Source organism: Bradyrhizobium sp. USDA 4011 (assembly GCF_054063415.1).
The window spans coordinates 7,687,427-7,700,165 of the sequence record NZ_JBSSGG010000001.1; the positions used below are offsets into that span (position 1 = coordinate 7,687,427).

Annotated in this window: 11 protein-coding genes and 1 pseudogene; 2 read left to right on the forward strand and 10 right to left on the reverse strand. The window is 60.0% G+C overall.

Going from position 1 to position 12,739, the window contains the following annotated elements; all coding sequences use genetic code 11:
• Positions 1-9 precede the first annotated feature (9 nt).
• The 5 genes from ACVW1C_RS36395 to exbB form a co-directional block, all read right to left on the reverse strand.
• Positions 10-3,216 carry a TonB-dependent receptor domain-containing protein gene (locus tag ACVW1C_RS36395; RefSeq protein WP_456762373.1) on the reverse strand — a complete coding sequence of 1,069 codons (3,207 nt, stop codon included), beginning with the start codon at positions 3,214-3,216 and terminating at the stop codon, positions 10-12.
• Between the two features lie 136 nt (positions 3,217-3,352).
• The gene (locus ACVW1C_RS36400) at positions 3,353-3,757 is read right to left on the reverse strand and encodes a DUF2946 family protein (protein WP_456762374.1); all 405 of its coding nucleotides are present in this window, start codon (positions 3,755-3,757) and stop codon (positions 3,353-3,355) included.
• A 250-nt stretch (positions 3,758-4,007) separates the two neighbouring features.
• The gene (locus tag ACVW1C_RS36405) at positions 4,008-4,727 is read right to left on the reverse strand and encodes an energy transducer TonB (protein WP_456762375.1); all 720 of its coding nucleotides are present in this window, start codon (positions 4,725-4,727) and stop codon (positions 4,008-4,010) included.
• Positions 4,724-5,158 (reverse strand): TonB system transport protein ExbD, encoded by a 435-nt coding sequence (gene exbD, locus ACVW1C_RS36410; RefSeq protein ID WP_456717388.1) that lies wholly within the window; start codon positions 5,156-5,158, stop codon positions 4,724-4,726. Before exbD ends, ACVW1C_RS36405 begins: the two co-directional genes overlap by 4 nt.
• A 5-nt stretch (positions 5,159-5,163) precedes the next feature.
• On the reverse strand, positions 5,164-5,895 hold the full coding sequence (gene exbB, locus ACVW1C_RS36415; RefSeq protein WP_456762376.1) for a tonB-system energizer ExbB: 732 nt from the start codon (positions 5,893-5,895) through the stop codon (positions 5,164-5,166).
• Between the two features lie 357 nt (positions 5,896-6,252).
• On the opposite strand from exbB, the gene ACVW1C_RS36420 reads away from it, so the two are divergent.
• Positions 6,253-6,645, forward strand: coding sequence for a hypothetical protein (locus tag ACVW1C_RS36420; protein ID WP_456762377.1), 393 nt, complete (start codon positions 6,253-6,255; stop codon positions 6,643-6,645).
• A gap of 584 nt (positions 6,646-7,229) precedes the next feature.
• On the opposite strand, the gene ACVW1C_RS36425 is transcribed toward ACVW1C_RS36420, so the two are convergent.
• The 5 genes from ACVW1C_RS36425 to ACVW1C_RS36445 all read right to left on the reverse strand — a co-directional run bounded on the left by ACVW1C_RS36425 (position 7,230) and on the right by ACVW1C_RS36445 (position 12,154).
• Positions 7,230-8,201 carry a CobW family GTP-binding protein gene (locus tag ACVW1C_RS36425; protein WP_456762378.1) on the reverse strand — a complete coding sequence of 324 codons (972 nt, stop codon included), beginning with the start codon at positions 8,199-8,201 and terminating at the stop codon, positions 7,230-7,232.
• A 146-nt stretch (positions 8,202-8,347) separates the two neighbouring features.
• Positions 8,348-9,562 carry a peptide antibiotic transporter SbmA gene (sbmA, locus tag ACVW1C_RS36430; RefSeq protein ID WP_456762379.1) on the reverse strand — a complete coding sequence of 405 codons (1,215 nt, stop codon included), beginning with the start codon at positions 9,560-9,562 and terminating at the stop codon, positions 8,348-8,350.
• Between the two features lie 168 nt (positions 9,563-9,730).
• A complete protein-coding gene (locus tag ACVW1C_RS36435; RefSeq protein ID WP_456762380.1) occupies positions 9,731-10,843 on the reverse strand; it encodes a nickel/cobalt transporter in 1,113 nt (370 codons plus the stop codon).
• Positions 10,840-11,478 (reverse strand): DUF1007 family protein, encoded by a 639-nt coding sequence (locus ACVW1C_RS36440; RefSeq protein ID WP_456763266.1) that lies wholly within the window; start codon positions 11,476-11,478, stop codon positions 10,840-10,842. Before ACVW1C_RS36440 ends, ACVW1C_RS36435 begins: the two co-directional genes overlap by 4 nt.
• Before the next feature lie 256 nt (positions 11,479-11,734).
• Positions 11,735-12,154, reverse strand: a complete 420-nt coding sequence (locus ACVW1C_RS36445; protein WP_456762381.1) for a DUF2946 family protein — start codon at positions 12,152-12,154, stop codon at positions 11,735-11,737.
• Positions 12,155-12,416: 262 nt separating this feature from the next.
• Between ACVW1C_RS36445 and ACVW1C_RS36450 the strand changes: the two are divergent.
• A pseudogene (locus ACVW1C_RS36450) lies at positions 12,417-12,680 on the forward strand (metal ABC transporter solute-binding protein, Zn/Mn family); the annotation flags it as partial.
• Between the last annotated feature and the right edge of the window lie 59 nt (positions 12,681-12,739).

Genomic DNA, 12,739 nt, shown 5'->3' on the forward strand with positions numbered 1-12,739 from the left:
ACGTCAAAATCATAGTAATCCCTCAAGATGATAGTTCACGCCCGCTTTAACTTGGTTGACCCCGGATTCCACGGTTACGCTGTTGCCGAACGGGTTCGTGAACGTCAGGGTTTTGCTGCCGAAAGCAAGGTGATCATATTCGAGCTTCGCCGACCAGTGAGACCCCAACATGTATTCCAGGCCGCCGCCGGCGATCCATCCGGACCTGGTCGTGCTGGCCACGGTCGAACCGTCGAGCCCGCTGTTCACCTCCATACGGTAGTCGGCGTTCATCCACGCCGCGCCGCCCTTGGCGTAGAGCATCAGCGGCCCCGTGACATAGCCGACCCTGCCGCTCAAAGTGTCATACCAGTTGTGGTCGCTGGCAATCGAGAGCGATGCGGTCCCGGCGGGATCAACGAGATTGGTCTTGCCCTGCGCCGACGTCCAGCCGAGTTCTCCTTCGATGCCGACCAGCCAGTTCGGTGCAAGCAGGTAGTTGTAACCGAACTGCAGACCGCCGAGCGCGCCGCTCGGATTGGTCGCGCCCCAGCCAATCGGCGTGAGCACGTGCTCGCCGGCGCTGAACGCGCCGCCGAAATTGGCGCCGACATAGGCGCCGTTCCAATAGTAGGCGATCGGGGCCGTGGCTGGGGCCTTGGTGTAGAAGCTGGGCAAGACACCGGTAGTTTTCTCCGGAGCCCCGAGCTTCTGCGACACGCCAAAATAGTATCCGCGCCGCGGTCCGTATTGCGGTGCGAACACGCCGATGCCGCTGCCGTTGCGGATCTGGTAGATGTAGTCGGCGACGTTGACCACATCGAACCGGACCGTAACGGGCAATCCGTTCCAGCCATGGTCAAACTCATGCGAGACGCCGGTGTTGACCTGCCAATAGGATGGGAGGTGATCACCGTTCGGAACAACGGTGCCGTCTGGATTCTGAAGATCAGTACGCAAGCCGCTGCCGTAGATGAAGGTTGCGCTCACGGTGGTCCCGTCCAACCAGCTATGGGTATCGAACCATCGGTATGCGATCCTCCCCGAACCCGTATAGAGTTGTTCGTGGTCGGTGTGGATCCAATTGTTCTGGATGTAGACCAGATCGTCCGGGCCAAACAGAGTCTGGTTTGACACGACCTTCTTCGCGCGCTGAACCCCGTAGGCCCAGCTGGTGTCGGCGGAGAAGCCACCGTATCTGAACCTGAGCGACAGCTCCGCACCATAATTGTAGGCCTTGTCGTAGTTGAACGCCGTAAGAGCGTAAGCTTGGCCGAACTGCCCATCGTCGAGCAAGTCCCTGGCGTTTTTGTAATAGATGCTGCCGGCGAGCTCGAGGCTCGGACAGTTTGCGACCGCGGTCGGAGCCTTGGTAGGCATTCCGCCCGGCCCGGTCGGACATTGCGGCAGCAGTTGCTGCTTGAAGCCGGCGTCATACACATCCGCCCGCTCGGGTTGGATCGCACCGACATTCTGGAGGGGCTGGCCGGCCACCTGGCCGGCCAGTACGGCGGCCTGATCGGGAGTGACGGTCGGGGTACCTGCGGTGGTCCCGTTGAAGATCTGGGTTGGAATTGTCCGACCAAGCACCTGCGGTGCCGGTTCGAAAGTCCGCATGTAGCCGATGTGTAGTACGGTCGACCACCATGGCTTATAGGTTAGGCTCGCGCGCGGACTGAACTGGTTGGCGTCGACATATTGGTAGATTTGATCGAACCGCAGGCCGTAATTGAGTGTGAGTTTGTCCGTCAGCCGCCACTCGTCCTGGGCGTAGGCTCCCAGCTGCCAGCCAAATAACTTGCTGCTGTCGAGAATGTTGAACGGCGTGTCGATCGCAGTCATGCCGTTCGGATCGTTCGGATCGAGCGGCTGCACCGTGCTTGTTGTTGCGATTCGGGTCTGTTCGCCTTGGGTGTAGAAGCCGGCCCGTAAGGTGTGCGCGTCGTTCAAGCGGTAGGAGAAATCGCCCGAGACGCCATTGAGGAATGAGCTGCGGAAGACATCGGACGCAACGTTGTTGATGAAGAGATCGCCCACCGGGTCGGGCACGAAGTGCAGATCGCTGTAGCGTGAATAGTACGAGAGCTGGGCATCGAAATTGCCCTCGGATTTCTGCCACGCGATAACATTGTAGGCGTTCTTTTCGTACTGGTTCTGGTTGAGGGTGGCAGAATCGAAAGCGCCTTTGCCAAAGGCCGTATAGGCGGGAGCAGTCGGATTGGGGGTACCGTCCGGGTTGAGGCAGGGGTTCGCGGGGTCGAAAGGACCACCGCAGAAACCTCCCGCGTTGCCCGGCTGCCCGGGGTTATTGGGAATCTGGTAACGTGTCTCAGCGAAACCCGTAAGGGTGACTACCCGCGTCGTTGGATCGAGGACCGTGGATGTGTAGGCGAAGAACCTGCCCTGTTCAGAATGATCGTGAATGGCGTTGAGGGAAGCTATGGGATTTTCAAGGCCGAGGCCGGTGCTGAGATAGCGGCCGGTGACGTAATAATCGGTCTTTCCCTCGACTCCTCCATATTCGAAGCTGGGCGTGATGGTCTGACGGCTGCCGCCGTAGAGGCTGACGCTACCGCCGGCAAGCGCCGCGCCGGTCTTGGACGTGATGTCGATGACGCCAGCCGTATGCAGGCCGTATTGCGCCGGCAGCGCGCCTGTGAGCAGCTGCATGTTGCCGATGAAGGACGTCTCGAGGATCTGCGAGAAGCCGGAAACGCCATCAGGCAGCAGAATTCCGTTGATCCGGTACTGAATGTTGGCGTGCTCGTTGCGGATATGAAAATCGCCCGCGCTCGTCGAGTCTTGCGAGACTCCCGGAAATTGCAGCGCGAGGTCGCTGAGCTGGACGGCATTTCCCTGCGGAATATTCTCGATGTCCCTCTGAGTGAGTTCATAGGTCGTCGCGCCAACCTTGGGCAGAATGACATTGTCGCGGCGCTGGTCGAAGTTCTGGGTCTGCTGGACGACCTGACGATTGGCCGCTGCCTGGACCTGCTCTGGGGTAGGCGCCGGCTGCACCGGCGCGGGCTGCGCCGGTGCGGGCTCACGCCTTACCACGCGCGGCTTCTGCTTGGGCTTGGCCGGCTGCTTCGGCGCTTCCACCTTGGTCTCGGGAAGCACCTTGGGTGTATTTTCCGCAGGAGGTGGGGTCTGCGCGCGAGCCGTGGCGCCGAGGCCGCAGATCATGAGCGAGGCCACTCCGCTCGTTGCTAACATTCGCTTGAGAAAAACTGACATTATTCCGATTCCTGGAACGCGCGAGCGGAGTCGGCGCTGCGGGCGAATTCGCAAGCGCCTGCAGTCGGTTGCGACGGACTGAATTCATTTCATTCGGGAGATCGCCTGGTGCGATTCTCGCGATACCAAATGGATGTCAGGAAATCGGAGGTGCGCGTGACTGAAACGCACGCCAGGCAGATGCCAGGCGAGCGAAATTGCTCTCTGTAGTCAGAGCCGAGAATGCAACAATCTGCGGGAGCGGCAACGATGGCGGCGTGGCAAACAGCGCCGTGTTAGCCATGGCCATCACAGCGCAGATGGCGCAAATGTCACCCGAGTGCTCGCCCGAGTTGTGATTGGAGACAGGTTGCGGCTCATGCTGACTGCTGGCGGTCTGAGCGGCGAAGGAAAGGTCAGATGCGGCCAAGCTCAATTCAGGAGCGGCGGTCGCAGCAGAGGCAACGCCGTGGAAATGGCCGAACGACAACGCGAGCTGGATGCCCAGCGCCAAAAACGCCAGCCAAGACACGCGCCTGATGTTGGATCGGAACCACTTCATGCTGAAACGTGCCTTTCGTCGAAAGGTCCAACATTCAGACCTAATCGACGCCGATGAGAGTTTCGCGAACTTAATTGAACGCTGTCAACAGCGGTCAAGCAGAGCGTCGTCAGAATCAGGCACTCTGTGGGATTTTCGCAACGCCAATCAATGCGGATACGTTCAGTCGACGCCCCCATGTGCCTTGTGAGATAGGCGCGCCTCGCGCATTCGCTCTAGCGGATAGGTCTCTCGCCTACGAGCGCAAAAGCTAGTGCCCGAAATTGACGGGCGCGATGAAGCTGTCCTGCGTGCCGGGCTTGGCCGCGGGAAAGGCCGGGAATGGGCTGGCGCGGTGGAGGATGTCGAGCGCCTCCTGATCCAGCACGCTGTTACCCGAGGATTTTGTCACCTTGCTGGCGACCACCTCACCTGCGCGGTTCAACTCGAAACGCACCATCACCGTGCCCGATGCTCCGTGCGCAGCCAGCGGATAGCGCTTATAGCGCTGCAGATGCCCGAAGATCAGCGCATTGTAGGCGTTCGAGCTGGCCACGCTGAACTCGGCGACGCGCTCGTTCTTGGGAAGAGCGCGGGTCTCCGGCGCGGGGGTCATGAGTTGAGCCTCCGGCTTCTCGACCTTCTCCTCCTCCCGTGGCAGCGTGACCTCCGCCTGCGGCTGCGGTGGAGGCTGCTCGACCTGCTCGACCGGCTTCTCCTCGACTTTGCGATCCTCTGTCGGTACGGCATCCGCTTGTTGCATGGTTGGGCCAACCGCGATGTCCTGATTTTGAATCTCGGGCGAACTGGCTTCGACCGGCGCGAGCGTCACGGTGATGGCGGGAATGATGTTGGGCTCGATCGGCTCGCGGGCATACCACTCCACGAGCGAGGCAACGATAGCTACATGCGCGGCGAGGATCGTCACGCCGGCCAGCGTCCAGCGGGACAAACCGCGCCTCTCCGGAAGATACAGCGCGAGCGAATTCATTGCTTGGTTGCCGGCGTTTCGAGCCCGACCAGGGCGAGCTTGAGATATCCGGCGTCACGCAGGATGTTCATCACACTCATCAGGTCGCCATAGCTCACCGACTTGTCGGCGCGGATGAAAATTGTCTCGTCCCGGTGATCGTTGGTAGCCGTGTCCAGCGCGGCCGGTAGCGCCTCGCGCGAAATGATGCTTTCGCCGAGCGCGATCGCGAGGTCCGGCTTGATGGTGATGAACACCGGCTTGTCAGGCCGCGGCTGCTCGGGTGCGGTCGAGGCGGGCAGGTTGACACCGATGTCGACGGTGGCAAGCGGAGCTGCCACCATGAAGATGATGAGCAGCACCAGTATGACGTCGATGAACGGCGTGACGTTGATCTCATGCAGGACCTCTAAACCGTCATCGCCTGATCGCGTGCCGAGACGAAACGCCATGCCACTCACTCCGCCGCCGCGCGCGGCAGGATCGCGGTGCGGCTGCTCTGGCTGCGGCTGATCAGGAGCAACAACTGCGCCGAGGCGTCGCCAAGCAGCGTGCGGTAGCCAGCAATAACACGCGCGAGATGGTTATAGATAACGACCGCCGGAATGGCAGCGACAAGTCCAAACGCCGTGGCAAGCAGCGCTTCCGCGATGCCGGGAGCCACCACCGCGAGATTGGTGGTGTGGGACTCGGAAATCCCGATGAAGGAGTTCATGATGCCCCACACCGTGCCGAACAGGCCGACGAACGGCGCGGTGGCGCCGATCGTCGCAAGGATGCCGACCCCGCGCGAGACCTGCCGCGTCATCGCCGCTTCCACGCGCTCCAGCCGCAGGGCGACGCGCTCTTTGAAACCGTCGTCGATGGGGCCTTCGGATAGCTCCGCCTCGCGCGCGGCGGAAGAGATCAGTTGCGCAATCGCGTCTCGATCGTCACGGCAGGCGCGCACCGCGTCCTGGAGACTACCGTCCGCCTCGAGCATCCGTATTCGCCGTCGCGCAAGCCGTGTCGCGATGCTGAGCTCGACGGTCTTGGAGAGCCAGACCGTCCAGGTCACAAGCGACGCAAAGGCAAGCCCAACCATGACAGCCTTCACCACGATGTCGGCATTGAGGAACATGCCCCATGGCGACAGGTTGTGCGGCAGCAGAGGGTTCGGAACTTGCGCAAGCGCGGGCCCTGTGAGCATCGCAAGTGTCGAGCAGACGATCGCGCTCCCCAGTCTCGTTCCGCGCCAGGGTTTCACGGACCACACGTTGCGCCCGCCTATCGATGATATGTCGTCGTGCATGGTCCTCACGGCCTCTGCCAGGTGTTCGGCGAAGTATCCGCAGCGCTGCCCAGACATCGGGCGAACATGCTGATATCGAAACCGACCTGATACTTCTAGTTCGTGTCCATACGTCGGCCACGAATTCTGCTTCAGGCCGACGAAAACGCGAACATGCAAATGAAAAGACTCCGCCCCACTGTCGCCAGCGTGGCCGTGCACGCGGTCCCACAGCGGGAGGAAAGCGTAAGGTCAGGAAACCGGTGGGGCGCGCGATTGAAACGCTACGCGAGGCTTTTCGACAAAAGCAACGGCCAGTTCCACAGCCCGATCGAGGGAGACGTAGACAAACGGAACGGGCAATACCGGCGGGACGGCAGTCGAAGCATTGGCCAAAGCTGCGACGGCGAAGCATATTGGACAGCGATCGTCCAATGCCCCATGCTCGCGATCGCCGGTTCGCCTCTCATCGGACGGCACGACCGCTGCAACCAGCGCTCGGGGCTCATGCCTCCCGATCGCATGCATATGACCAAAGGACAGCGCAAGGTTGAAGCCGAGCGCGATCAACCCAAGACAGGAAACAAGCCCAATGTAGTCCCGAAGAAGACGCATCTAGAGCAAAACCGCCCTAACCATTGGTCAACAGCACGAAACAAGCTTATCTGAGCTTGCGGTCAATTGAAAGTCGCAACGGCTTGTTTTGACTTTAGATTCCTCCATGACAGTGTTCCGGTTCGGCCTCGGCGATCTAGTGCTGACGCGAGCCATGCCAGGCTCCAGCAAGGTAGTCCCGCCGGCAAGCGCAACTCGAATTAGAGCGGAGCCCGCGAGAGGTCCCAATCGAGTGGAGCGACTGCGCGGGGAAACTGCCCCTCCGGATGGGTCGTTTATGTCGTCCGATCGTTTCTTCTCAAGGAACAGGCCCATTCTTGCCCAGCTTTGTAAGTTGGCTGGCTTGACCTTCTGGCCGCTCGCAAACAACGTCAGCCGGCGGGAAAATACTGTCGTATATCGCGCGAGCCTCCCGAATTAAACGAATCCGCTCAAGCTCGGATTTTGGAACAAGTTGAACGATGTCACCCATGGGCAATGCAACCTTGTTTGTACGTGCGTTCAATGAATAGATGCAGACGGGGAGGACGCCCGTTTACTCTGTGTCGTCCGCGTTGCCGCCAGCGATAGATGAAGGAGTGCTTGGGTTCTCGCGACCACCCAAGTCTTGGCGGATGCCTCACGGCCCCAGCTCCTGGTCAAGCGCGGCAGGCCGCAAAGCCTTGCCTCAGAAGGTCCACTGGTAGATCGCGGCCGATGAAGACAAGCCGGCTTTGGGGCGCTTCGTTCTTCTTCCATGCGCGCTGACTGCCGCCCTCGATCAGCATGTGAACGCCCTGCACGACAAACCGCCGGTCATCATCAGCCATTGCGATAATGCCCTTCATGCGCAGGATGTCCGTGCCGTAGCGCTGAGTGGTGTCCTGAATCCAGGAGACGAACCTCGCCGGGTCCATTGGCTCGTCGGTGACCAGTGACAGGCTGGCAATCTCGTCGTCGTGCTCGTGAGCATGCTCCTCGGTGAGGAATCCCGGCTCGACTTCGAGGATACGATCGAGATTGAAGGCGTCTCGCCCCAGTATCTGGGTGAGCTCAAGGCTGCAACGCTCAGTCCGGTGGATCGTCGCGTAGGGGTTGATCTTGCGGATGCGGCGTTCGACCGTGGCCAGGCCGCTCTCATCGACAAGATCGACCTTGTTGAGGAGAACGACGTCGGCAAACGCGAGTTGCTCTTGGGCTTCGGGAGCCCGGTCGATCTGTTCGATAAGATGTTTGGCGTCGGTGACGGTCACGATGGCATCAAGCTTGGTCTTGCGGCGGACCTCGTCGTCGACAAAGAATGTCTGTGCAACCGGCGCGGGATCTGCGAGCCCCGTGGTCTCCACCACGATGCCGTCGAACCCGCGGCTACGCCGCATCAGCCCTGCGATGATACGAATAAGATCGCCGCGAACGGTGCAGCAAATGCACCCATTGTTCATTTCGAAGACTTCCTCGTCGGCGCCGACGATGAGATCGTTGTCGATACCGACCTCGCCGAATTCGTTGACGATCACGGCAAACCGCTTGCCGTGGGTCTCGGTGAGAATGCGGTTGAGAAGCGTGGTTTTCCCCGAGCCGAGATAGCCGGTGAGGACCGTGACGGGAATCTGCTTCGCAGTTTCAGGCATGGGGCGAGTCCTTGCGTCAGTGATGGGCCCGTGGGGACCCGCCATTGGATGTAATGTTATAACATTACATTAACGATGGCGAAAGCGCAACATCGTTTGGGCGCAGTGGAATGCCCGGCTCCGTCAACTTCTGTCACCTGCGCGGATCAAGAGGTTGGCTCCTTTTGGGTCTCGATCGACGGCAGTGGCTCCCCGTGGAGCTTTGCCTCAAAACTCCGCAGTCGCTGATAGATCGAGATCAGTTCGACGATCGTGCTCCACGCGTTGACGAGATACTGAAACGAGGTTCGCACTTGCGTGAACGCGTTGAGGATCTGATTCATCGCGCCGAGGGTGATCTTGCCTGCGATGATCGTGGGCGCGAGCAGGACGTAAGGAAAAATGACGTCAGTCTGCAAATAGACGATCCGGCCGATATTGAAGTACATGAAGTTCAGATAGAGCCGGAAGTAATTTCTTTGAATGTCGCTAAACAGCACGCTTAATGTCGGTGCATTGGCACGCGCTGGATCATCCTCGCCGAGCACGAGCTCCTTGCGATAGGCCGCTTCGACCCGCTGGTTGAGAAATTCGATTCCGGGCAGGCGGATGCCGATAAGCGCGAGAATGCCGGTGCCCAGGATCGACCAGATGACCGCGGCGAACACCAGCGGATACGGAATTGAGCCCAACAGAGGCAGCTCAGTGACGTTACTGGACAGCCTCACCAGAACCGGCAGGAACGCCAACAGCGTCAGCACCGCGCTGATAAGATTGACGCCTAGACCTTCCACGGTGCTGGCAAAGCGCATGGTGTCTTCCTGGACGCGCTGGGAGGCGCCTTCGATCGTGCGCAGCCGTGGCCAGTTGGCGACATAAAAATCGTTCATCGCCGTGCGCCAGCGGAAGATGTAGTGGCTGACGAAAAATCGCGTCAACACGCCGACCACGACGGCCACGAGTGCGATGCCGGCAAAGGTCGATAATTCGCCGTAGAACTGCTCGACCGTGACGGGCGCCGACCTCGAAAGCGCAGCCTGGATCATGTCGTAGAAGGGTCCATACCAGCTGTTGATCGCGACCGAGACCTGGACCTGAAAGTAAGACGTGAACAGGATCAGGGCGGAGCCAAGAATGGACCACGTTGCCCAGGCATGCGGGGCAAGAAACATCCATGCAGCCGCGAAGATCGCAACGGCCAGCGCAAAATAGAGATCGAACCACAGGGCCGGCGCCGACCAAAACGTTGCCAGCCCAACCGGTGTTTCCGGGCTCTGAAAGAGATTGCTGGCAAACCCATACCAAACCGCCATCGCCAACGCCGTCCAAAGAATTGACGATGGAAAGAACAAATTTGGTCGGGGGAAGAATGAAACGAACATGCTAGCTGTCCTGTTCGACTTAGAAATTCAACTCGGAAAATGAACTCACCGCGGTGGCCAATGGTAGGAGCGGCCTGAGGTCGACGCTAACCTTTGCCGAAACCGGCCAGACATGATGACCAGGACAATCCAGGAAATCAGGATTTCAGCAACTGATTGCCCTCAGCTCTATCCCGTGAACATCCAGAGTTGTTCGCTCGCCATGTAACCTGCCAACAGCAGGGTGCCGAACGCGACGATGAGCGCCGCGGCGCCGACCTCGATAGCTCTCATCACGAGCATGCCGAATCCGGCCCGGGTCTTGGCGACGCGGCTCGCGATCTGTCGCGCGCTCATTGCGAGCGTTGCGATCGCTGCAACCGTCACCGCTGTGCCAAGCCCCATGATCAAGGTGGCGCCGACGCCGGTCCAGAACAGGTCCTGAGCCAGCGCGAAGATGAGGACGATGATCGCGCCGGAACATGGCCGCAATCCAACCGCGATCACCGCCGAGAGTCCTCGGCGCCAGCCGCCCGGGCCGGCGAGTTCAGCGGGCTCTGGCCCGTGGGCGTGGCCCCAGGCCGACTCGTGATGGTCGTCGTGACAGTGAAAGCCGTGCTTATGATCGGCGCATCCATCGACCATGCATTGCCCGCCACGCATGGTCATCGCGCCAAGGCGTGGCGCGGGAAGCGAAAGCGTCTCGCCGCGCTGGCCTGCCGAAAGGATGAGGACGGGCGCTGGGGTCCACGTCAGTTCACGGCAACCGAGGAGAAAGCTGCGGCCCTTGACGTACAAGAGCCGCAGGCCGATCAGGATGACCAGACCATAGCTGACCATCTCGACGAGATGGACGGTCAGCCCGATTGCCTTCGCCGTCGCGCCGAGAACAACGGCGGCGATGGCCACCACGACTATGGCAACGGCGGATTGAATGCCGGCGGATGCGAATGACAGGACAACGCCGCGACGCCAGGTCTCTTCATTGGCGACGAGATAGGAGGAGATCACGGCCTTGCCGTGCCCTGGTCCCACGGCATGAAAGACGCCGTAGAGGAACGAGATGCCGAAGAGACTCCACATCGCGGCACCATCCTCATTGCTCGCCCGGATGAAGCCCGACAGCGAACGATAGAAGGCCGCTTGCTGCGCAAAAATCCAGCCCGTGAAGCCCGCTGTCGACATGGCACCAGCAGGATGGGAGGCTCCGAATGGTGTGGCCTGCGCCGATACGACACCAATTACGCAGAAGACGAGAACCGCCAGCGGCACGGCCAAGATAACACCGCGTAATCTGGTCATGGGCACTTCACCAGGATCTTGTTGGCAAAGTTTTCTCCATAGGTGCTGGAGATGCCGAGCGGGTCGCTATCGAGCTGACCGAGCCGCAACTGTTCTGCCGGTGTCGGCTGATGAGGCAAATCATAGGTCAACAGGCATTGCGGCGCGCCGCTCAAGGAGACCGGCTTGTCCTTGGCAAATTCGAAATCAATGAAGATGGTGGGATCGTAGACCTCGATCTGCATGGCCTTTGCCGAGACAGCTTCCTTCAACGGCAGAGTGAAATGCAGAGTGAGTGTGGCGTTCCTGTATTCGAGCCAATAGTCGACGGGATCCAAAAATTTCAGCTTCTTGCCGTCCGCGCGTGCGAAGGTGAAATAGCCATACTCTTTTAGCGATTCCACGTTGAGTTGGGCGAGCGAAGCCAGTTCTTCCCGCGTGTATTGTCCCTTCTTACCGTGGGCGATGCCTTGAAGCGCGTAGGCGGCAAACATGTCATCGAAAGTCCAGGCGTGGCGGACGCCTGTCATGCTGCCGTCGGCTGCGTAAAGAATCTCGCTGTGGAAGGTGACCCAGACATGGGGATGGGCCTCCGCGCGATCGAAGGATAGAAGGAGCAGAAGCACTGCGCAGGTGCAGGAGCATGCGTGTTTCATCATCATGGCGTCGTTCACCGGTCAGGAATTCGGGGGCGTAAGCGTCCGCAATGAAGCGGACGGCAAATCTGGCGTGATTGCGGGTCAGACCCGGCGCGGCAGCATCTCAAGACGTGAGCCGACTGCGTCGCTTCTGCCCCCGTGCCTTATGGGGATCGATGCGGCGCGCAGCGCGACCACCAGCTCCCGTTCAGCGGGAAATGCCGACCCCAAGCTCAACGTGGCCACAGGCGCATGCTGCACCCTCGATTGGCTGTCAGGCGAGCGGTGGTGCGCGCGATTGAAATGGCGCACGATGAGTTTTCAGGACGCCATCGAAGGTAAGCCGGAAAGAGTGTCCAGCATGCTTGAAGTCAACTGATGGCGACGGCTGCGCGACATCGGGGATGAAGGAAGTCGCGAGCAGAAAGCCCGAGAAGCAGATCGGACAGTCCTCGTCGTCGTCCGCCAGCTTTGCCGGAAGGCCTGCCGCAGATTGCCGCTTCATGGGACCGTGCCACGCGCGGGCTGCATCTGCTGTCGAGTGGTAGATGCCCTGGCCGGTGAAGTCTCGGGCATGGATATGTCCGAACGACATCCCGAGCTGCAGCGTCACGGCAAGCAGCGCAAGGCAGGTCCCGCATCGCCGCGTGAGGATACGCCACAACTTTAAGCAGGTCGGCAGCAAGCTGCGCACCTCTCGTTAGACCCCTTGAGCCGCGCCAACAGCACGAACCTCTCCATTGGCCTGTCCAAAACAATGGAAAGGCGTTCGTTTTCCAGCCGTGCCTTGCTCCAGCGTCGCGAATCCCGATTGTCCGCCAGCGTTCGACCGAAGCAACCCGACACATCAACTTGACTTTTGTTGGGCTTGCAACGTTATAACATAACGAGCGGGATCTCCAAGACGATCGCAGCGAGCTAGGCAAGAGTAGAAGTGTTTCAATATCTCGTAAGTAGAGGGCGTTTCGACCGAAACCGAGCCGAGCGCGCGGGATATCGCAACGATCATCGCGCAGATCAGAAAAGAGAGAATTCCGGCAGTCTTTCTGGAAAACGTCAGCGATCCCGGAATAATGCGCCAAATTGCGTCCGAGACCGGCGCGGTGATCGGCGGAACGCTGTATTCGGATAGCCTGACTAATGAGAAGGGCGAGGCTCCTACCTACATCGCGATGGTCAGGCACAATATCAGCACTATTGCGAGCGCCCTTGCGAACTAGTATCCGGCCTGTCGTCTGCCCTGAGCTCCGGCTACATGGCGACGGAGCAACTCTGGATG